This window comes from Streptomyces sp. NPDC049040, from assembly GCF_043197715.1.
Taxonomy (GTDB): Bacteria; Actinomycetota; Actinomycetes; order Streptomycetales; family Streptomycetaceae; genus Actinacidiphila.
In genome coordinates, this window is record NZ_JBICTO010000004.1 from 670,338 (window position 1) to 689,583 (window position 19,246).

The 19,246-nt window shown below is 68.0% G+C and carries 21 protein-coding genes and 2 pseudogenes; 11 read left to right on the top strand and 12 right to left on the bottom strand.

Going from position 1 to position 19,246, the window contains the following annotated elements:
- Window positions 1–87: 87 nt before the first annotated feature.
- From ACGFMP_RS15390 to ACGFMP_RS15415, 6 genes and pseudogenes are all read right to left on the bottom strand, one after another.
- The gene (locus ACGFMP_RS15390; protein WP_393672768.1) at window positions 88–225 is read right to left on the bottom strand and encodes a hypothetical protein; all 138 of its coding nucleotides are present in this window, start codon (window positions 223–225) and stop codon (window positions 88–90) included.
- A gap of 43 nt (window positions 226–268) precedes the next feature.
- Entirely contained in the window at window positions 269–874 is a 606-nt protein-coding gene (locus ACGFMP_RS15395) for a DUF6461 domain-containing protein (protein ID WP_393672770.1), read from the bottom strand.
- Between the two features lie 240 nt (window positions 875–1,114).
- A pseudogene (locus ACGFMP_RS15400) lies at window positions 1,115–2,213 on the bottom strand (IS110 family transposase).
- An 89-nt stretch (window positions 2,214–2,302) separates the two neighbouring features.
- The gene (locus ACGFMP_RS15405) at window positions 2,303–2,482 is read right to left on the bottom strand and encodes a hypothetical protein (protein ID WP_393672771.1); all 180 of its coding nucleotides are present in this window, start codon (window positions 2,480–2,482) and stop codon (window positions 2,303–2,305) included.
- A 103-nt stretch (window positions 2,483–2,585) separates the two neighbouring features.
- On the bottom strand, window positions 2,586–4,307 hold the full coding sequence (locus ACGFMP_RS15410; RefSeq protein ID WP_393672772.1) for an FG-GAP repeat domain-containing protein: 1,722 nt from the start codon (window positions 4,305–4,307) through the stop codon (window positions 2,586–2,588).
- A 250-nt stretch (window positions 4,308–4,557) separates the two neighbouring features.
- Window positions 4,558–4,947: pseudogene (locus ACGFMP_RS15415) on the bottom strand (transposase); the annotation flags it as partial.
- Between the two features lie 109 nt (window positions 4,948–5,056).
- On the opposite strand from ACGFMP_RS15415, the gene ACGFMP_RS15420 reads away from it, so the two are divergent.
- The 3 genes from ACGFMP_RS15420 (at window position 5,057) to ACGFMP_RS15430 (ending at window position 7,094) form a co-directional block, all read left to right on the top strand.
- Window positions 5,057–5,632, top strand: a complete 576-nt coding sequence (locus tag ACGFMP_RS15420; protein WP_393672773.1) for a hypothetical protein — start codon at window positions 5,057–5,059, stop codon at window positions 5,630–5,632.
- 9 nt (window positions 5,633–5,641) lie between these two features.
- Entirely contained in the window at window positions 5,642–5,842 is a 201-nt protein-coding gene (locus tag ACGFMP_RS15425; RefSeq protein ID WP_393672774.1) for a hypothetical protein, read from the top strand.
- A gap of 136 nt (window positions 5,843–5,978) precedes the next feature.
- A complete protein-coding gene (locus tag ACGFMP_RS15430) occupies window positions 5,979–7,094 on the top strand; it encodes a hypothetical protein (RefSeq protein WP_393672775.1) in 1,116 nt (371 codons plus the stop codon).
- A gap of 78 nt (window positions 7,095–7,172) precedes the next feature.
- Here the strand turns inward: ACGFMP_RS15430 and ACGFMP_RS15435 are convergent, their stop codons facing one another.
- Window positions 7,173–7,577 (bottom strand): hypothetical protein, encoded by a 405-nt coding sequence (locus ACGFMP_RS15435; RefSeq protein WP_393672777.1) that lies wholly within the window; start codon window positions 7,575–7,577, stop codon window positions 7,173–7,175.
- A gap of 628 nt (window positions 7,578–8,205) precedes the next feature.
- Between ACGFMP_RS15435 and ACGFMP_RS15440 the strand changes: the two genes are divergently transcribed.
- Window positions 8,206–9,060, top strand: a complete 855-nt coding sequence (locus ACGFMP_RS15440) for a hypothetical protein (protein WP_393672778.1) — start codon at window positions 8,206–8,208, stop codon at window positions 9,058–9,060.
- A 66-nt stretch (window positions 9,061–9,126) separates the two neighbouring features.
- Here the strand turns inward: ACGFMP_RS15440 and ACGFMP_RS15445 are convergent, their stop codons facing one another.
- From ACGFMP_RS15445 to ACGFMP_RS15460, 4 genes are all read right to left on the bottom strand, one after another.
- Window positions 9,127–9,438: a hypothetical protein gene (locus tag ACGFMP_RS15445; protein ID WP_393672779.1), complete on the bottom strand. Its 312-nt coding sequence runs from the start codon at window positions 9,436–9,438 to the stop codon at window positions 9,127–9,129.
- Window positions 9,439–10,438: 1,000 nt separating this feature from the next.
- Entirely contained in the window at window positions 10,439–10,618 is a 180-nt protein-coding gene (locus ACGFMP_RS15450; RefSeq protein ID WP_393672781.1) for a hypothetical protein, read from the bottom strand.
- Between the two features lie 188 nt (window positions 10,619–10,806).
- Window positions 10,807–11,298, bottom strand: coding sequence for an HNH endonuclease family protein (locus ACGFMP_RS15455; RefSeq protein WP_393672782.1), 492 nt, complete (start codon window positions 11,296–11,298; stop codon window positions 10,807–10,809).
- Between the two features lie 619 nt (window positions 11,299–11,917).
- Window positions 11,918–12,445, bottom strand: coding sequence for a DUF6233 domain-containing protein (locus ACGFMP_RS15460; RefSeq protein ID WP_393672783.1), 528 nt, complete (start codon window positions 12,443–12,445; stop codon window positions 11,918–11,920).
- Between the two features lie 273 nt (window positions 12,446–12,718).
- Between ACGFMP_RS15460 and ACGFMP_RS15465 the strand changes: the two genes are divergently transcribed.
- The 7 genes from ACGFMP_RS15465 (at window position 12,719) to ACGFMP_RS15495 (ending at window position 17,789) form a co-directional block, all read left to right on the top strand.
- Entirely contained in the window at window positions 12,719–12,871 is a 153-nt protein-coding gene (locus ACGFMP_RS15465) for a hypothetical protein (protein ID WP_393672785.1), read from the top strand.
- Between the two features lie 101 nt (window positions 12,872–12,972).
- Window positions 12,973–13,452 carry a hypothetical protein gene (locus ACGFMP_RS15470; protein ID WP_393672786.1) on the top strand — a complete coding sequence of 160 codons (480 nt, stop codon included), beginning with the start codon at window positions 12,973–12,975 and terminating at the stop codon, window positions 13,450–13,452.
- Window positions 13,453–13,455: 3 nt separating this feature from the next.
- Complete coding sequence (locus ACGFMP_RS15475; protein WP_393672788.1) at window positions 13,456–15,309, top strand: alpha/beta hydrolase; 1,854 nt, start codon at window positions 13,456–13,458, stop codon at window positions 15,307–15,309.
- An 8-nt stretch (window positions 15,310–15,317) separates the two neighbouring features.
- Window positions 15,318–15,779: a hypothetical protein gene (locus ACGFMP_RS15480; RefSeq protein ID WP_393672789.1), complete on the top strand. Its 462-nt coding sequence runs from the start codon at window positions 15,318–15,320 to the stop codon at window positions 15,777–15,779.
- Window positions 15,776–16,285, top strand: coding sequence for a hypothetical protein (locus tag ACGFMP_RS15485; protein WP_393672790.1), 510 nt, complete (start codon window positions 15,776–15,778; stop codon window positions 16,283–16,285). Before ACGFMP_RS15480 ends, ACGFMP_RS15485 begins: the two co-directional genes overlap by 4 nt.
- Before the next feature lie 296 nt (window positions 16,286–16,581).
- A complete protein-coding gene (locus tag ACGFMP_RS15490; protein ID WP_393672791.1) occupies window positions 16,582–16,836 on the top strand; it encodes an integrase core domain-containing protein in 255 nt (84 codons plus the stop codon).
- Window positions 16,837–17,522: 686 nt separating this feature from the next.
- Window positions 17,523–17,789, top strand: coding sequence for an integrase (locus ACGFMP_RS15495; protein WP_393672792.1), 267 nt, complete (start codon window positions 17,523–17,525; stop codon window positions 17,787–17,789).
- A gap of 82 nt (window positions 17,790–17,871) precedes the next feature.
- On the opposite strand, the gene ACGFMP_RS15500 is transcribed toward ACGFMP_RS15495, so the two are convergent.
- On the bottom strand, window positions 17,872–18,615 hold the full coding sequence (locus ACGFMP_RS15500; RefSeq protein WP_393672793.1) for a DUF6193 family natural product biosynthesis protein: 744 nt from the start codon (window positions 18,613–18,615) through the stop codon (window positions 17,872–17,874).
- Between the last annotated feature and the right edge of the window lie 631 nt (window positions 18,616–19,246).

The following is a 19,246-nucleotide window of genomic DNA, read 5'->3' on the forward strand; positions in this document are numbered from 1 at the left end:
GGCCACTACTCCGACGGGTTGTCCATGAACCGCACGACGAGCAGTTCTTCAGGACCGTACCCGTTGTGAAGATGTGCCGGGAGGTGATCACAGCAGTTGTCCAACCGCCCGTGCCGTCGCCGAGTCCACCGCCCACAGGCTTTCGACGCTCGCTGGCGGCCAGCCGTCCTTGTCTATGTCCATCCGGAAGTGGACCTTGACGTGATTGTCACTGACGGTCGTCACCGCGCCATCTTCCATGCCGCCTTCACGGCCCCGGGCTTGGGAGTCACCGGAACCGGACGGTGGCGCAGTTGAACGTCGTGTCCTGGAGCAGCGCCGGAGTGATGGCGACGCCGGTCAGGTGCTCTGCCAGAGCGAACGCTGCCGGTGAGGAGAGATCCGTTTCGGGGGCCTCCTCCTCGAGATGGAAGCCGATCCGCTCCATGGCGTCGAGGAGTACGTCGGGCGCGGTGCCCCAGCGGTCTTCCGGGAACATGGGGTCGAAGCACAGCCGCAGGACCTGGTCCTCGGCCCAGAGGAACGTGCCGAGGGCGTTGACGTTGAGGAAGTGGGAGACCCAGCTCGCCCCGGCGGAGGCAGGCAGGACTCGCTCTTCGGTGACCCCGAGGTAGCCGTTCGGCTCGATCAGCAGCGTCCAGGCGCCGACAGTCGTCATGCCGATCAGCTGGCGGGCGCCATCCTCCAGGTTGTACTGGGCGAAGGCAGTGTCGACGACTTCGGCTATGCCTTGCAAGGGGGCCTCCGGTCGTCCGTCCAGCCGAGATATCAGCTCAGCGGGGGACAGGCCCCGCACGAGGGTGAAGCAGTACGCCTCGGCGATGTCTGGAAAGTCGTTCTCGAACCACGCGTAGTCCGCTGCGGTCTTCGTCATGCCGCCCATCCTTGCCCCTGCGTCTGACAGCGGAGGACCCGGCCCCAGGCGGGTGGGAAACGATCTCCGCCGATACGGGAAGCGATCTTCGTACGCCTCTGGGATGCCTGGTCAGGGGTATTCGTGAACAGCCCGCTCGGTCACGGCACTGCGCCGAACCGCCTCCGTTCGTCTTCATCACCTGAGGAGAGTCCTGTGACCAGCAATTCGGGGTAGATTCCGCGGATGCTCCTATGGCTGTCAAGCCGTTGGTGCTGGGTCGGTTTGGGTGACTCGTTCGGTTGGTGTGCTGGTCAGCGCGCGGTAGACCTCTCGGGCGACGAATCGCTTGAGGCAGCGCATGATGTCCTTCTTGTTCAGTCCCTCCTTGGTGCGGCGTCGACGTAGGCGCGGGTGCGCTCGTCGAAGCGCATGCGGGTGAGCACGATGGTGTGCAGCGCGTTGTTCGCAGCGCGTTGTTCGCAGCCCGGTCGCCGCCGCGGTTGAGGCGGTGGCGGTGGGTGCGGCCGGAAGACGCGGGGATCGGCGCGACACCGGCCAGGTGCGCGAATGCTGCCTCGGACCGCATCCGTTCCGGGTTGTCGCCAGCCGAGGCCGGCAGTTGGCCGGCGGTTTCCGGCCCGAGGCCGAACAGCTCCGGCAACTGCGGGGCGGCTTGCTTGACGAGTGGGCCGATCTCCGTGTCCAGCTCGGCGATCTCCTCGTCCAGTGCCTGGTGACGGCGGGCGAGGCGCCGCAGCGCCGCCCTCGTCGCGGCCAGCGGGCGGGAGAGGTCGTGACCGGGCCGCAGCCGGGCCAGGGTCCGTATCAGCGCGGCCCGCTCCAGGCCGCCGACTTGCCCGCGCAGTACCGCCGGGGCCGAGACCAGCAGGCCACGGATCTGGTTCATCGCCTGCGTGCGGGCCTTGACCGCGCTGCGGCGGGCGATCCGCAGCACCCGCACCGCCTCGACCACGCCGTCCCGGCTCTTGGGGACGCCGGTGGCCCGGCCGGACAGCACAGCCCTCGCGGCGGCATAGGCGTCGATCGGGTCCGACTTGCCCCTCATCCGCCGCATCTTGCGGTCCGGGCGGTCGCCGTCGACGACGACGACTCCGGCGGCGGTCAGCACCCGGGCGAGTTCGGCTCCGTAGGCGCCGGTGCCCTCGACCCCGACCCCCGCGAGTGCGCCGTGCGAGCGCATCCACTCCAGCAGGTCGCGGTAGCCGCGGATCGTGGCGGGGAACTTCCGGTCGGCCAGGTGCCGGCCGACCTGGTCGATCACGGCGGCGTGGTGGGTCAGGCCGTGGGTGTCGACTCCGCCGGTGACCTGCGGGCCGTCGTGCGTCATGCTGGTCATGTCCGTCCTTGTGGCGTGTCCGTTCCGAGGGCGGCACGCGCCGGTCGAGCGGGTGGACAAGACAGTGACGGGGCTTCTGGACCAAGCTCCTATAAGGTCACAAACGCCCGCCCGGCCGTGTGCGGGGTGACGCCCGGCGGGCCGACAATCCCAAACAGGACAGTCGAGACGTCAGTCAGTCGGAGGGTCAGACCCACCCGCAGCGTCACCACGAACATCATCACTGTCAGTCGACGGCTCATCAGGTCGGCTGTCGCCAGCTTGATCATGGCTTCGGAGCGGTGTCGCGGCGGAAGGCGCCCGCACCCACGAGGGGTACGGGGCGCCTTCGTTGCTGCGGGTCGTGCCTACGGCGGGTCTCACCTGGGGCGGTCAGAACAGCTTGCTGTAGGTGTTCCAGCCGTTGCCCAGCGGGACGCCGGCTGCGAACTGCCCGGTGCCGTAGGCGCTGAAGCGGTAGAGCGTGCCTGTCGAGGCCTTGACCGCGAGCAGGTCTGCCAGGCCGTTGCCGTCGATGTCGCCGGCGGTGGCAATCTTGTTGTACCCGCCGAAGCCCGAGCTGAGCTTGACCCGGCCCGCGAACGGCGCCTTGGCGTTGCCGGTGCCCTTGAACAGGTAGAGCGTTCCGTCGGTGCTGCGGGCCAGGATGTCGGTCCGGCCGTCGCCGCTCATGTCGCCGGCGCCGATGATGGCGTTGTAGGCGTTCCAGCCGGAGCTGACGAGCGTGCGGCCGGTGTAACCCGTGCCGGTGCCCGTGCCCTTGAACAGGTACAGCTGCCCCGAGGAGTTCCGGGCCAGCAGATCACTCTTGCCGTCACCGCTGAGGTCACCGGGGCCGACCATCAGGCCGTACGACCAGCCGGTGGTGATGGGCATGCGACGGGCCTCGTTGTAGAGGGTGCCACCGTCGCTGAGCAGCATCTCCGGGTTGCCGGCGTCCGTCGGCGAGACGCCCAGGACGAAGTCCGAGATACCGGCGTACCACTCCGGGTCGGACGCCATTTGCCGCGAGAAAAACCCACCCTTGTTGTCTGGGACGAAGCCGTACACCGTCCCCGACGGGGTCAGCGCGAAGAGCCCCTTCTTTCCCCAGTCCGGAATGCCGCCCATACCGGCCATGACGTCGATGTAGTCGGCGCCGCCGCCAGCCGGCACGCGGGACTCGAAGCCACCCGCGCCGTTCACCGAGTAGCGGAACAGGTCGCCGTTGAAGGCACGTCCAACCAGGTAGCCGACGCCGGAGTCGCTGTTCCCTAGGCCGATGATCTGGTTGTACGTGTTCCAGCCGGTGCCGATGAGCACCTTGCCTCTGTAGGGCGCGGAAGCGTTGCCGGTGGCCTTGTAGAGGTACAGGTTCCCCGAGGTGTCGCGGGCGACCAGGTCGCTGATGCCGTCACCGTCGAGGTCGCCCGGGCTGGTCAGCTGGTCGTACACCGCCCAGCCGCCACCGATCAGCAGCCGCGTCGTGAACGGTGCCCCACCGTTCCCGTTGCCCGGGAAGAGGTACAGGTGCCCGTCGAAGGTCCGCGCGGCGATGTCGGGGATGCCGTCACCGGTCACGTCGTCGACCGCGAAGACCTTGTTGTACACGGCCCAGCCCGTGCTGGTCCACGACGAGGACTTCGGGAAGTTCGACCCGCTGAACATCTCCAGCTTGCCACCGGCGGTCAGACCCAGGACGTCAGGGCCGGTCGTCCCATCGATGTTGCCCGGGGTGACCACGTCCTTGTATTGCTCGGCGGACATGCCCAGGTACCGATCCTCGCCGACCGGCGAGTCGTGCCACTCGAAGCGCACGTCCCGGTAGAGCTGGTCGCTGGCACCGTCACCGTCGATGTCGTAGCGGACGGGCGCCGGGGTCTGAGCTGCGGCGTCCGCCGCCAGCTTCGACTTCTTCACCGACGTGGTGGGTGCGGCGATGTGCGGAACGTGCGCGTCGGTTGCGGTGGGCCGCTTCAGGGTCTGGTGCGTACCGGGCTCTGAGGCCTGTGCGCCCGTGCTCAGCGCGAAGGCGCCGAGGGAAAGGATGCCGGCCGTGCAGGCGGCGACAAGACGCCGGCGGCCCGTGGGCCGAGTCGGTTTGGATTCTGACACTAATCCCCCCATGGGATCTCAAGCAGTGAACCCCGAACCGCTGAAACCGGATCCATTCGAAGATCCGTCCGGTCCTGGTGGGCGGAGTGTATCCCTCGGGGGCGCCTTCCCCCCCGCGGCGCTGCCGAGGTTCATGTTGGTCCTGGGCCGACTGAGTTCCCGCAACCCACCTCAGAGGATGCCTGGCAGCCACAGGGTCACGTCCGCTGGAGTGGTGTATCGACGGCCACTCGGTGATCTTGTTTTGATGTTATGCGGTGAGTGCTGTGGGCAGGTCGGATTCGGTGGTTTCTGACTCGTTCCGGGTGGATGCGGGTTTTGGTGAGGAGTTTGCGGCTCATGTAGCGGCGTGCTTCGGTCCATTCGTCGTTCTGCTCGGCCAGGACGGCGCCGATCAGGCGGTTGACGGCGGTGCGGTCGGGGAAGATCCCGACGACGTCGGTGCGGCGGCGGATCTCCTTGTTCAGCCGTTCCTGGGGGTTGTTGGACCAGATCTGCCGCCAGATCTCCCGGGGGAACGCGGTGAACGCCAGCAGGTCGCCCTGCGCGGCGTCGAGGTGGGGCCTTGGGGAACTTGCCCTCCAACGCGTCCAGGACACTGCCGCATCTGGGCGTTGACCGCTTCGGCGTCGGGCTGCTCATCGACCTGCGCCCCTTCCGAGACCCGCACATCGACCCGGAGAAGCGCGAGATGACCGCCCGCGACCAGGCAGTCGTCGACACCGTGCTGCGCACCCCCGGCATCGCCGATGCAGATCACCGATCTGGCCCTCCACGCGCACCTGGAGCTCACCAAGGACTTCGACGTGACGATCGCGGTCGGCTGCTCCGGCGGCCGGCACCGAGTCGTTGACCGGACTCATTCGCTCGACCGGTGGCTGTCCCAGGGCAAGCGTCATCGCAGGGACATCCGTGTGTTTCTGCAGTGGGCGGAGCGCCACAAGCTCACCGCCCGCGACTTCGACGTTCCGCGGCGACGGGTGGAAGAGCCCAGCGTCTTCATCGAGGACGAAGAGCGGCTGCAGCAACTGCGGCGCTGCGTCGAGGACGAGACCCTCTCACTGGCGACACGCGTGGTCGGCAGTTTGGTCCTGCTCCTGGGCCTGCAGATCAGCAGGATCCTCCGATTCACCACCAGCGATGTCGTACGGGAGGGCAAGGCCGTGCGCCTTCGCCTGAACGGGCACCAGGTGGACCTGCCACCACGCATCTCCGCTCTGGTCGGCCAGCGACTGGAGTTGGCCGAAGCGGCCTGGCAGAACAACCGCTCCGCCAGGACCACCCCGTGGCGCTTCCCAGGCTCCAACCCGGCGCGGCCGCTGTGAATGCAGTCGATGCATATCCAACTCCGGAAAGCCGACCTGACAGGACTCGCCGGCCGCAACGCAGCCCGCCTCGCCCTGGCCAACGACGTCCCGGCGTCCATCCTCGCGGAAGTCACCGGTACGAGCGTCCACAACGCAACCCGATGGGCCACCCTGGCGAAGCGCGACTGGACGGACTACATCGCCGCCCGACGCGAGCCCAAGGCCTGAGCTTGCTGCGGATGCCGGAGCCGGAGCCGGAGATGTGTTCGCTACAACGCCGCACCGCGTCGAGAGCCTGTTGCGAAAACGACCGTCGTGGCATGCTGAGGGCCATGATCAAAAGAATCGAGTCCTCCGCCCGCCGATGAGCAGCTCGATCGGGCCACGACAGCCCGACTCACGGACACCCCTCTTCGAGTACGCCCTGCAGCTCCACCGGCTGACCCCGGAAGAGCCGCTACCGAGAGACGGGGAACCGTACCCCGACGATGCGCTGCACCGTCGTCACCCTCGGCCGAAGCCGCCCAAGGACCGACGCGCGGCAGGCAAGGACGCGGCGCTCATCCTGGACACGCATTTCGCCAGTCCCACCGCGCCTCCAAGTAAATTGGCCGACGCATTCCACGACATCTACATCCCGATTCACCCAAACGAACACATCACCGCCGCCGCTGAGCGGGCGGACACGGAACGCGTCCGCGAGACGGGTCGGTGGCTGGTCCGACACGCAGCCGACCGCTGCTCAGCAGCCGTGGGCCTCGCCCTGATCGCGGCCGTCGGATCGGTCGACGACACTTCCCTGATCCAAACGATCGGATTGCTGTCCAACCGGTTCGGTCCGCTCGCGGCGCACGCCTTGGAAAGACAGCCGGGAGGCACCGAGGCTCTCCTCTGGCTCGCTGATCGAGTCACCGGGTGGGGACGCGTCTACGTCGTCGAGGCCCTCTGCCGACTCGACGATCCCGTTGCTCAGCCCTGGCTCCTCCGCAGGGCATGCGACGGTGACTTCCTCAACGCCTACTTCGTCGGCAAAGTCGCTCAGACCACCGGCCTCCACGAAGCCATCACCGAACCCTGCGTGGACACCGACGTCACTGACCACACCGGTCGACTGCTCCTGGTGATGACCTACAGCGCCGGCATGGGCATGACCCTGGCACGCTACCCACATGCCGAGGAGGTAGTGGCTGCCCACCTAGGCAGCCTCAAGCGCTTGAGGCCCACGGCAAGCCGCTTTTGCCTCGCGGCGTGGCTGGCGGACAGTCTGGGTGAGCACGGTGACTCAGGCTCGATCGGGCCGTTTCAGCGCTGGCAGTCCTATCGGGACGACTATCTGGCACTTCTCGAGCGAGACGACTGGTGCGAGACAGCAACGAACGCCCTCTCAGCCAAGGACCCTGGGGTCCTCCGGCTCATCGAGACGACTGCAGGCCGCCAGCTGCGCGTATTCGTCGACCGGCCTCCTTCCAGCGAGGAGTAGCGAGAGCTAGGAGTACTCCCGCCGGCCCGGCCAACTACACCCTCTCTAACCGCTCAAAGGATGACCTGAGCACGCCCATCACGGCCCGCCGCACCCCGCGGCGGGCCGCTCTTCGTCCTGCACAGAGCGAAGCGAGCGCCCAAGGTCCCCGGTGAGGACGCGGGGGTATCGTCGCCACCACCACAGGTCGGGGCCAGGAAGTTTGTGGAACTGGCCGAGTCCGTGGCCGTCATCATCGACGGTCGCGACCCTGTACCGGTCATCCAGAGCTCTGATCTGCTGGGTCCAGAGCTGAACGATGTGCTCGTCCAGTAGAAGCCACGCCTCGTGTAGCCAGTTTCGGCAGTAAAGGTCGTTGGTGCACTCGTAGATGTCGTCGTCGTAGCCGCGCTCGATGGAGCGCCCCCACCTCGTCTTCAGTAGCCACGGGTGTGAGGCTCCCATGCCGAAGCCGTCCGGGCGACCGAGATGTCTGTCCGCCACACCGCATCGCCATTCGCTGCCGTAGGCCGTGCGGTTGACCAGGAGCGCCCGCCCAGGGGCAGAAGCGGACGGGCTCCTGCGGCGGCTCTTCACCGGAATACCGCAGCTCCGGAACAAGTGCACTCCGCCAGGCGCAAGGCTGCCGACCGATGGGCTTACCGGCGTTGTGGCCTGCGGACTGCTCGACGGACTGCGGTCATTGGCTGAGCGCTGGCCCCTCCCTTCGCGGCCTGGGCTCACCCCGGCCGCAAGCGGTGCGGATCGGGGGTTGATACTGGTGGGCTCGCGTATTCGACTGTCGCCAGTTCCCCGAGGACCGCAGTCCGCTGGTGACCATGTGTGATCTCCAGCGGCGTATCGGCTCCACGTCTCGCCCGTCTCGCTGAGCGGGCGGGTCACGGAGTGGCAGAAGGACCGTCTCTGAGTCGGACCGATCGTCGAGTGCCTCGGCCGCTCTTTGACGCCGCGTGTGACCTTCCGGCTGAGACCGCAGCCCTCAGCTCGCTTCTCTTGCTGTTCACAGACGTGAGCGACGCAAAACTGGGGCCGCAGTCCAGCGCTACTGACAATAGAATGCGAGTTCTACAGCAAGGGGGAGGTCTGCCTTGCCAGCACTTACGGAGACTCCATGCGGCGTTCAGCCACTCTCATCAGCATCAGCGCCATCGCCGTCTTCGGCTCCGCGTGCTCCTCAGCCTCCAACGGGCAGCCGCACGCGGCCAACGCCCGCCGGGAGACGACACCGGCGGGGGCTTCTCCGGCTACGCGCGTTGACGCAGGCCCCGTGGTGAAGGCGGCAGTTGACGCCGCGACAAAGAGCACGGCCCGGATCGATGACAGGATCAGGGTGACCGGCATGGGCCAGGACTTCACCACCACGGTGAAGGGAACCTTCGACATGAAGGCCGACAACGGGCGGCTGAGGGTCTCGCTGGCGAAGACTGGTGCCTCCACCGATGGTGCGGTACCCCTGGACGAGATCTTCCACGGCACCACCGTCTACTTCCGGATGCCCGAGGAAGCGAACGGCGACACCGCGTGGCGTTCCACGTCCCGGGACAAGGCCGAGGCCCACGCTCTGTTGCGCGCGCCCCTCAACGATCCGGAACACGTCCTGCGCCAGGTGACCATGGCGCACGACTACACCGAGGTCGGCAAGGAGAACGTGAACGGGGTTCCGGCCGTGCATTACGCCGGCAAGCTGGATTACAAGTCCCTACTTCTGCGGCTGGTCAAGGAGAAACGCGAGAAGGTCGAAGCCGCGATGGTGAAGCTCGGTGACCGGCTCCCGGCGACCGCCGACGTATGGGTCACCAAGGGCGGACAGATCACCCGTATCATCCTGGCCTGCGACTTCGGCAGTGTCAAAGTCACAGCGACGATGAACCTGACAGACTACGGCAGGCCTCTCGGCGCGGTATCTCTTCCCAAGGACGCACTGGCCGTGCCGGCCGCATCAGTGGGCGGCGCGCTCACCGGCTGAGGTCCAGATGCCTCCCGCGGGGGAGCCAAGAGCGTCTGTCGGGGCTCTACTGGTGTGCTCTCGTATTCAACTGTCGCTGGTTCCCCGAGGAACCCAACCCGCGGGTGGCCCTGTGTGATCCCCTGGGGCGTATCGGCTCCAGGTTCCGTCGGTCTCGTTGCGGAGTCGGCCGGTGGTCTTGTCGTGGTAGCCGAGGGCGTCCGCGACGACGGGTGCCGGGAGTTCGAGGAGCTGCTGCCGGATGGCGGCGCCCCGGGCAGCGGCGATCGAGATGCCGGCCTCGTTCAGGAGCGCGGACAGGTGATTCGGGCCGAGCGGCTGGCCGGTCCGGCGGCCGGGGAAGAGCCAGCGCGCGGCCGGGTTGGTGGCGGTGTTCATGTTGGCGCGGGTAGCGATGTGCTCCAGCAGCAGGGCGGCGACCGGCGCGGGAACCGGCGCGGGCGGCTCTCGCCAAGACGGAGTAGCACGGCATCGCCGTCGTGGACGACGTCGTCCACGGTGAGCCGGACGACGCGGCTCAGAGGCTGTGCGTAGAGGAGAACGATGACGCCGGCGACGCGGAGCCGCATCGGTGTCTCCCCATCGGTCAGTAGGCGCCCAAGTGCGCGAGGCGTTTGTCCCCGCTCAGCGCGGGCCGGCGGGAGATCTTCATCGCGGCGACGGCCAGGGAACGTGGGCAGTGGCGGCCTTGCACGGCACAGTTGAGGAAGCCTCTCAGGCGGGTACGGGCATGCTCGGGGTTCTCAGCGAACCAGGCATCGATGTCGATCTGGCCGCATGACGCAAGGATGGTGTTCCGCTCGTCGAGCCAGTGCAGGAAGCCGGTCGCGTACTTGATCTGTTCGCTGGCGAAGCGGCGGATGCTGGGAGTGATGTGGCTGTCACCAACGCCGCCACGGCCAGCTGATGCCGCTCATCCCTCGTCGGCCGCGGCCGGGTCGCGCAGCGGCCGGAGCCCGGGGCAGGTCGGGGCGCTGGAAGGAGTACCGGCCGAGCATGTTGACGTAGTGCCGCACGAACGGCACCAGTCGGGCAACGGCGATCGCGCCAGCAGGCCATTCACTGGTGGCCTGGAATGCTCATTCCCGACTCAGGAACCCCCGGACAGTTCCGCATCCGCCCGCTCCCGGGCACAAGGCCGGCTCCGGCCCCAACAACGACAACGACAAAGTCGAGAACAAGCTGCATGCCGCAGTCTGCGCGAACACCGTCACCCTTGCTCAGGCCCAGTGGGCGATCGCAGCCGACTGGACGACCGCGCTCGCGGTCCTGCACCTGAGCTGAGGGGCTGCCCGATCAAGACGGGGGTGTCGAGCCAACGGGTGAGGCCCGGCTGCGCAACCGGCCGGCCCAGTCCCCGCACCGCCCAGAATGTTGTCTACTCGCCGCGACAGGCGACCACCACGAGGGGCACGTCGGGGCCTTGCACCATGACGCCGTCTTCTGCTGGGCACAGAAAGCTGGACATCTCCACGGAGGGGCGGTCGGCAGCAGCAGCGGTGGTTGCGGTGCCGGCCGAAGCGGTGAGGACCAGTGCGAGGGCGGTTGGGATGGGCATCGGGATCCCCTTTGCTGGGTGACGAGCGGGCCACCGGCCGGCGACCTCGCGCCCATCGTGTGATCCACCAGCCCGGGCCGCAGCCGGTGAGCGCCGATCGGGGTACCAGCCTGGGCGGCCGGGAGCAGAGACGACGAAAGCCCCGCCCGGTCCCGGAGGACACGGCGGGGGCGTGGTGTAGGTCCTGCTCAGGCCAGCGGCACGGCCAGTTCCTCGTCTTCGCACGCGGAGGCGAGCGTGATCAGCACCTGCTGCTCCGCGGGGTCCACGCTGAGCTGCCACCGAGTCTTCACGCTCACCCAGTCCGCGAGGTAGTGGCACTGGGCGTCCTCGGCCGGGGGGGTCCAGGTACTGGGGTCCTGGTCGGCCTTCTGACGATTCGTCCGCGCTGTGACCGCGACCAAGCTACGGCTCCAGTCGAGGTCATTGGCGTAGTCCTGGCGGCGGGCGGGCGTCCAGCCGTAGGCACCGCTGTCCCACGCCTCGGCGAGCGGGACCACGTGGCCGCCCAGCGCGAAGAGGCACGTCAGCACCGGGCAAAGCGGCGGGAATTCGCCTCCACCGACGCCGGCCACGTGTGCGACGACCCATGGGCAGCCCCGAATCCGTGATCTCTGGAATGACGCGAAGCCGGCGAGTGCCGCGGCCAGGGCGGTGGTGGCGCCGGCGAGCGTGCGCATCTGGGCGGGTGCATGGGGTCGTTCACTTCGTTGTTTCCATGGGGCGTCAGCGCTGGGTTGTCAGGAGGCGGCCGGGCGGATGCCCCGCGTCCTGGCCATGCCCGATGCCCGACCGCCAACTGCCGGAGGCTCGGCAGTTGGTTGCCTGGAGGTCAGGAGGCGGGGGCGTAGGGGATGTCCTGGTCGGGGCAGTTGTCGGCGAGGCGGGTGAGGGCGTCGCGTTCGGCGGGGTCGATGGTCAGGCCCCAGGTGAGCTTTACGCTGATCCAGTCGCCGACCGACGTAGCGGCAGGTGGCCTCGGGGGCCGATGGCATCCAGGTGGCCGGGTCCTGGTCGGACTTCTGCCGGTTGGAGCGGGCGGGAGGGAAGATCGCGTTCACCGTGCGGGCGAAGAAGGGCGCGTTCCTCATCGATTCCGGCCGCCGCGCCGACTCGTGGCATCCGTCGCCGCGTTGTCCAGCGCCGCGACGGCGCCGAGGAACGTGCCTACGGCGAGGTCGGCGGCGGAGGTACCGGCATCTCCGGGTCCAATGCGGGTGCAGACCACGGCGTCACGGGAGGGTCCGCGCTCACGGGTGCGGGCCCTTCGGCGTGTCCGGGTGAAATCGACTACCAACCTCACATCGGGTGAGAAGCAGCCCGGCCGGCGTGCAGCGGCCGGTCGGGTCGGCACAGCGGGCAGGGGGCGTCGGCGTCCTCGCGTGTCAGGACGGCGCGGGCCTGCTCGGTGTTGGCGGGCCTGGCGAGGTCTCGGGCCGCGTGGCAGTCGCCGCGGTGCACGATGCGGGCCGGGCCGCGTCGGGTGCTGAAGTATACCGGCTCTTCGATCTTCCAAGCTGGGATTGTGCCGAGCCGTTCGGTGGGGACTTGATCGTGGGGCTGGTCGTCGACGGGCGTGCAGAGGGCGTCCGGGGTGCGGAAGTCGACCGGGGCAGGCAGGACCAAGAGCCGGCCGCGGTCGGTGCCCTTGATGGGCAGGTGAATCTGCAGGTCATACCACCAGCCGTCGGGTTCCCTGCGGCGGGATATCACGAAGGCGAACAGGTGCTGCCCGTCCGGGAGGGTGACGTCGACCAGCGGTCCGTCGGCCTGCGGCAGTGCAGCCGGCTGCCACTCGCCACGCTCCGGATCCTGGTCGTCGCACATCCCTCCAACCTAGGTCGATTCCACGGGTGGACCCCCGTCCCGTTGTACCCGGCAGGCGTTCCACCGACATCACTACCGCAGGTCACAGCCATGGAACGGCGGTGAGCGGCGCGACGGTGCAAGCGGGTGAGCAACCGGTGCGGTCGCTCACCCGCCGCACACCAACCAGAACTTGACGGTGGGGAATCCCTGATAATGGCGGGGAACAGGTCATTCGCGGCGCGATGGAACTGCGCCGACTCCGGTGGGTTACCGGCGGGCGTTGGGCCGCCGGTGGGTCGGCGGCCACGCTGGAGCTGCCGCAGGGCCGCACTGGAACGGGCGACCCGCGGGCTGTCCGGCAGGCAACGCGCCCTGCTGCTCGCCCTGCTCGCTGTGCTCCGCGAGTCCGCCCCCGACGCACCGAAGACCTCGGCCGAGGGGTGAACTGAGTACGGCTACTCATGCCCCGACCCGTGCGCCGCCCGGTAGCGTGGGGGCGAGGATCACCTGAAGTGACGCACGTGATCGGGGAGGGGTGGGGGGCCGTGACATTCGAAGCGGAATGGGCCGGGATCAAGCAGGAGGTGGCCGACAGGCCGGTGCTGACGCTGGCGCACGCCGACGCCGCCGCTGACGGCGGGGGCACTCCCGACACCACGGGCGGTGACGCGGGCACGGCCTCGGACATCGCCGCGTGGAAGGCCGCCGCCAAAGGTGTGGGCGCACTGGCCGACAACCTGTCGAAGGCCGGCACCAAGCTCTACGAGGCGCAGCAGGGCATGGACACCAGCCTCCAGTTCTCCGACTGCACCTTCGAAACCCTCACGGCCCAGGCCGAGTTGCACCCCACCTGGGGCGGCTACGTCAACAGCCTGCTGACCCGGTGCGGGGCACTGCAGAAGCAGCTCGAGGCGGCGGGCGCGACCCTGCACGCCAGCGACGAGGTGGTCAGGGCCGAGTTCGACACGCTCGACGACGGCTACAACGACACCCCGGCCGTCGGCGGTCAGAACCAGGCGGGCTGACCTGTGGACTTACCCGCTCTGAAGTTCCTCAAGACCGCCCAGTTCGAAGGCCTCGCCGACGGCTACCGCGCGCTCAGCGACATGGCCGACCAGGGCAAGGGCGACATCGAGAACGGCATCAGCGCGAAGATGCGCGTCGCCAAGCTCGCCGGCGTGGGCGCGGACGCAGCGCACCGCCAACTCAGTGAGGCCGCGGAGAACTTCCACTACGTCCAGGTCGAATGCGGCCTGGTCAGTACGGCCTTGCGGGCCTTCGTCGCCGACATCACGCCGGCCAAGGCGAAGTTCGACGCGGCCGTCGCGGACGCGGCGGCCCACAAGTTCACCGTCGGCGACGACGGCTCGGTCACCTATCCCGAGGGCGGCCAGGACAAGGGCAAGCCCGTCCACGGCGGTACGGTCACCGGCGCCGCCGACGCCTCGGTCCGCGCGATCGACCACCAGGCCGCCCATTTCGACCCCAACCCGCACCACGCCGTGGCCCAGGACATCGCCGACCGCATTGCCGATGCCCTGCGCGAGGCCACGGCGGCCGACGACAAGTGGGCGCCGCAACTGCGCAAGCTCATGGCCGACGACGACCTCACCGTCTCCGCGGCGGACTGGGCCGACGCCCAGAAGGACATGGCCGGCGTCGACAAGGACGCCGCGTCCTACCTCAGCCACCTCAAACCGCCGCCGAAGCACGGCAAGCCGCAGGACAACGCCGACTGGTGGAAGAGCCTGTCCCCGAAGGACCAAGCCGACTACCTGGCCGCATACCCCGACCGCATCGGCGCCCTCGACGGCCTGCCCGCGACCGTACGCGACGAGGCCAACCGCACGGTCCTCGCCGAGACCCGCGGCAACTACCAGACGCAGCTGGACTCGATACCCCCGCCGCCCAAGGAGGTGTGGGCCGACATCGCGGACCCCTCGGGACGCGGGGTCCACACCCCGGAATGGACGGTGTGGAACGCGATGTACGGCGACAAGTACCGGGACATGTCCCACATCAGGGGCCGGGTCAAGGGTATGGACGCCATCCAGGCCCGTTTCGACGCCACCGGCACCAACGGCCTGCCCGAGGCGTACCTCCTGGGTTTCGACCCCGAGGGCAAGGGCGACGGCAAGGTCATCCTGGCCAACGGCAACCCCGACACCGCGGACCACACGGCCATCTACGTGCCCGGCACGACGTCGAAGCTCGACAAGATCGGCGGCGACATCAACCGGGGGGTGAACCTGTGGCAGGCCAGCAACCAGGAGGACTCCGGCTCGAACATCTCCACCATCACATGGTTCGACTACAACGCCCCCGACGACATCCCGGCAGCCACCGACGACAAGTACGCGCACGCTGGCGCGCCCGAACTGCGCCAGTTCCTCGACGGCAACGCGGCAGCCCACCAGGCGGCCACCGGAAGCCACGCGCACACCACGCTGATCGGCCACAGCTACGGCAGCACGCTGATCGGCGACACCGCCAAGTACGACTATCCCGACCACCAGGTAGGTGTCGCCGACCCGCTGCCCGTCGACGACGTGATCGCCGTCGGCAGCCCGGGTATGCAGGCCAAGCACCCCGGTGACCTCGGTCTGGACCCCACCCACATGTGGGCGGAGGGTGGCGGCGGCCTCGACCACGTCGTCCGCGACGGCGGACGCTTCATGGGCCTGGGCGGCGGCGGGAACATCCCGACGGACCCGGCGTTCGGCGGCAACATCATGGCGTCGGACGCGCACAACCACAGTGCGTACTGGAACATGGACAACGGCCAGCCGTCGGTCAGCCTGAAGAACCAGGCCGAGGTCGTCGTCGGCCGGTACGACAACATTAAACTGACACACCAGTCGCCCTACGGAGCACCGAGGTAGTGGGGAAAATGAACGACGCGTCCGACCGTCTCGGTTACCAGCCGCAGTTGCTTTCCGCCCGGGACGTGAAAGTCCAGGTCTCCGAACTGTCCAGCGCCGTGCTCGACATGGTGCAGGTCAGGGGAAGGGTGTCCGAGGGCGGCCCCATGGAATTGCCCTGGGACCAGGGCCAGGACCCCGACGCATTCCACAACGTCACGCACCTGTGGTCGCTGCACGGCGTGGACGAGCCGGCGTTGGAAGGGGGAATGGCCGCACTCGCCCAACGGCTGCCGGAGAACGGCTGGCACGTAGTGCGCAACGGTCACGACTCCAGCCGGAACCGCAACCAGGAGATCCTTGCCACCCACCTGGCGACACACATCCAGCTCGAAGCGACCTTCGAGCGGAACACGGACCTCGGGGATCCGCTGATCTCCTTCTCCCTCTACTCCCGCTTCTTCGTCTCCACACAGGAGTCCGGGCGGTGACGCGGCTCGCCGTGGCCTGGCGGGGTGCGGCCGTCGTGGGCGTCCTCGCCCTGACCGCGGGTTGCGGGGGCGACGGCACGCCCGAGCGCGACGCGGCGACCGTCAGGAGCGAGGTCATGACCCAGTCCGCCGTCGTCATGGACACGGCCCGCGTCACCGGCCGGCAGGTGGGTGCCTTCCCGCCGCGGAGCACCCCGGCCGACATGTCGTGCGACGACGACAACGACGACAGCCCCGACCGCGTGCTGTCCCAAATGTGGACCGTGCACTCGAAGGACAACACCGCCCTGGGCAAGGGCATGGCCAACCTGGCCGCGAGTCTGCCCGGGCAAGGATGGAAGATCGTCAGGAACGGCCCGGACTCCAGCATGAGCAAGAACCAGGAGATCCTGGCCACCCACCTGGCGACGAAGATCCAGATGGACGTGACCTGGGAGAAGAACCTCAAGTACGGCGACCCGCTGATCCAGTTCGACGTCTACTCGCCCTGCTTCCGCAGCAAGTAGCCCCGCAAGAAGCCGAGTCGGCGACCTCGTGCGGCTGCGCGCCCTGGCCGACGAGGTGGCTGATCCCTTCGGCCGGTGACTCGCCTTGGACTGCCGTGCCGGCCAACGAGCGGTGTCCCTGCCGAAAACCTCATCCATGCAGCTCATCGCGACTTTCAGCCCGCCCCGGGCGAGCGCCGAATGCGATTCACCTGAACACGTTCAACGGAAGGTCCGCCCCAGCATGAACAAGTTCAAAAACAGGGCCGTCGTCCGCCAGGGCCGCAGACCGCCGAAATGCCCGCTGAACAGCGTGGATGGCATTTTCGGCATCCACAACTATCCGCCGCGAAGCCCTCGACCACGTCCTCATCGTGAACCAAGCCCACGCCCGACAAGTACTGGCCACCTACGTACGGCACTACAACGAGCACCGCCCCCATCGAGCCCGCAATCAACTTCCGCCAAACGCCAACCAACCGCCCGTCACTGCGCACGACCTCAAGAGACGCCGCCTCCTCCGTACGCGAATCCTCGGCGGTACCATCAGCGAGTACCCCTACGCAGCCTGACCTGCAGCGACGACTTTTCGAGCCCCACAGGCATCCCATCATCGACGCGGAACACGAAAGCGCAGGTCACGCCCGGGCAGGCCGACGGGAAAAGCCACGGCCGGTGCGACAACAGGCGACAGCAGCTGGAGAGCACGCGAAAAAGGCCGCCCCCGCATCTCTGCGGAAACGGCCTCCGACCTGCGAAAACGCTGGTCGGGACGACAGGATTTGAACCTGCGACCCCTTGACCCCCAGCAAGGTGATTTCCCCGTCAAACGGGACTAACTCTCCGGGTATTATCACCGCTTACGCGAATAACGCTTGCAAACGCGCACCCCGCGTGGTCCCCAGATGGTCCCCGACAGGTCACGGGATCCTCCTCCTTCAGCACTGCTATTCCAGCGCTGCACTGTTGGCAGGAATACACAACCCCGACATTCGTTCGACTGCACCGGGTACGCACGGGGACCCACCTGCAACCAGACCGGAGCCATATCTGGGATCAGCGTCACCCCGCTCAATGTCCCGAGCGAGTCGGAACAGTTCTACGACGGGCACCTCCCGACCTCGAGCATCACCGACGTGAGGCCACTGCACCGGTTGCCGCCGCCAATCGCCCCAGCGAAGTCGCCCGCCTCACGGTACAGATTCGCGACCAGGACGACAGCACCTACGAGCGCCAACATGCCACGTGACCTGCCCGGATGAGGTTTTCGGCACCCGCGGGGCCTACACCTGCCGACGAGAAGTCCTGGACCGCACTCATCTTGAACCACCGGCACCTGCTCGACGCGCTCCGCGAGTTCGAACAGTTCCACAACGAGAACCGGGCACACCAAGGCATCGCCAGCGCCCGACCACTGCACCCGTTGCCCCCACCGATCACCAACACAGGCCTGATCGACCGCCTCGACATACGAAAACACGATCGCCTCGGCGGCATCCTCCACGAATACCGACATGCAGCCTGACCTGCACGGATGACGTTTCCGGCAAGGACAACACCGAACCCCATTGGCCTGCGGGCCAGCCGGTCGCACGGCCCGACGGCTGTCAGTCCTCCTGCTGCTCCGTGTCCTCCGCTGTGCCCCGGCGGGCCGGACCGCAGTCCGGGGGGAGGGCGGCAGCCAGGGCGCGGACGGCCTCCTCAGCGGTCTCGGTCTCGGCAAACATCCGGGAGCCGTCGGGTGCCAGCACCTGGAAGCCGAAGCTGCCGACCGGCGGACGTACGCACGGGGTGTCGTGGGTGTACGGATAGCCCGTGCACCGGCTGAGCAGCAACACCGAGTGACTCAAGTACGGGAACAAGCAAGCGACTTCGGGCACCGGCTCGGCCGCCCGGGCCAGCGCCCCGATGTCCTCCTGCGGGCCCTCCCGCAGCATCCGCCACTTGACGGCAACCGCCTGCGCCGCCCCCGCCTCGTGCGCCTCGCCCAGCTCGTCGTAGTACACGAAGCCGGCGCGCGCCTTCATCTCGCGCAGCGGCAGCCCCTGCTGCCAGGCGGACGCAGCTCTGACCACCTCGTCCAGATCCGCCGTGGCGCCGCCGCCCATCTTGACTCCCCGGTCCCAGAACACCACGACGAAGTCGCGCTCCTCGGTGTCCAGATACACGGCGAAGTAGCCGGTAGGGCTGCGCACCGTTGCCGAGCGGACCCCTGACGACTGCCCGCCGGGCACGACGCTGGACAGCGGCACGCCGGTCACCCGGGCCAGGCCGGCCATGGCCGCCACCAGCCCGCCGGCCGGGACCAGGTCCGGGTAATGTGCCCTGAGCAGCGCCTCCTCGTCGATCACGGGTTCTCCTTTCGCCTGGCGTGACCCCTTTCGCCTCACTTGATCTGACCCGCCGCTCTCCGCAGCTCTATCCAGTCCGGCTCGTCGAGATTGACGCTTGAACTTATCCTCCCCGTCTTTGCGGATATAGAATTTGAAGTCCGTCCAGGGCCGCCCGCCTTCCTCGCCCGGCGAGATCGACTCGGAGGAACCCTCCACGAGTACCACCACGCGGCCTGACCAGGCCGGATGATTATCCGGCACCCACCGGGGACGCAGGGACAACGGGTACCTCGACAGCTGGACCAGTCATCAGAACCACCCGAGCATGCCCGTTGACCATGCTGCCGTACCGGGCAACTCCAAGATCACCGACAGAGTCAAGCTAGACCCGGCCCGACCACGATCCCCGTCCCCACGCCGCCTCCGCCCCGACCTCGTGGTCCGCAGACCGCACCTTCTGCCGAGCACGGCGCAGAGCCGGCCTGCCCCATACCGTCAGAAGCTGTTGTCTTTCCGATGGTGCTCGCTGCGTTTCCGCTGGTCAGGTGTGATGTCGGTGGTTCGGCGGCAGGAGTGACGTGTCGTGTCGTCTCTTCGGTGGAGGTGCCGGGTGCCGTCGGTGATGGGGTTGTTGGAGGAGCGGGAGCGT

Excerpts from the sequence above, each read along its gene's own strand:
- ACGFMP_RS15395 (WP_393672770.1), bottom strand. The coding sequence starts at position 874 with ATGACGAAGACCGCAGCGGACTACGCGTGGTTCGAGAACGACTTTCCA.
- ACGFMP_RS15405 (WP_393672771.1), bottom strand. The coding sequence starts at position 2,482 with ATGATCAAGCTGGCGACAGCCGACCTGATGAGCCGTCGACTGACAGTG.
- ACGFMP_RS15420 (WP_393672773.1), top strand. The coding sequence starts at position 5,057 with ATGCAGATCACCGATCTGGCCCTCCACGCGCACCTGGAGCTCACCAAG.
- ACGFMP_RS15425 (WP_393672774.1), top strand. The coding sequence starts at position 5,642 with ATGCATATCCAACTCCGGAAAGCCGACCTGACAGGACTCGCCGGCCGC.
- ACGFMP_RS15430 (WP_393672775.1), top strand. The coding sequence starts at position 5,979 with ATGAGCAGCTCGATCGGGCCACGACAGCCCGACTCACGGACACCCCTC.
- ACGFMP_RS15440 (WP_393672778.1), top strand. The coding sequence starts at position 8,206 with ATGCGGCGTTCAGCCACTCTCATCAGCATCAGCGCCATCGCCGTCTTC.
- ACGFMP_RS15445 (WP_393672779.1), bottom strand. The coding sequence starts at position 9,438 with ATGAACACCGCCACCAACCCGGCCGCGCGCTGGCTCTTCCCCGGCCGC.
- ACGFMP_RS15450 (WP_393672781.1), bottom strand. The coding sequence starts at position 10,618 with ATGCCCATCCCAACCGCCCTCGCACTGGTCCTCACCGCTTCGGCCGGC.
- ACGFMP_RS15455 (WP_393672782.1), bottom strand. The coding sequence starts at position 11,298 with ATGCGCACGCTCGCCGGCGCCACCACCGCCCTGGCCGCGGCACTCGCC.
- ACGFMP_RS15460 (WP_393672783.1), bottom strand. The coding sequence starts at position 12,445 with ATGTGCGACGACCAGGATCCGGAGCGTGGCGAGTGGCAGCCGGCTGCA.
- ACGFMP_RS15480 (WP_393672789.1), top strand. The coding sequence starts at position 15,318 with ATGAACGACGCGTCCGACCGTCTCGGTTACCAGCCGCAGTTGCTTTCC.
- ACGFMP_RS15490 (WP_393672791.1), top strand. The coding sequence starts at position 16,582 with ATGGCATTTTCGGCATCCACAACTATCCGCCGCGAAGCCCTCGACCAC.
- ACGFMP_RS15495 (WP_393672792.1), top strand. The coding sequence starts at position 17,523 with ATGAGGTTTTCGGCACCCGCGGGGCCTACACCTGCCGACGAGAAGTCC.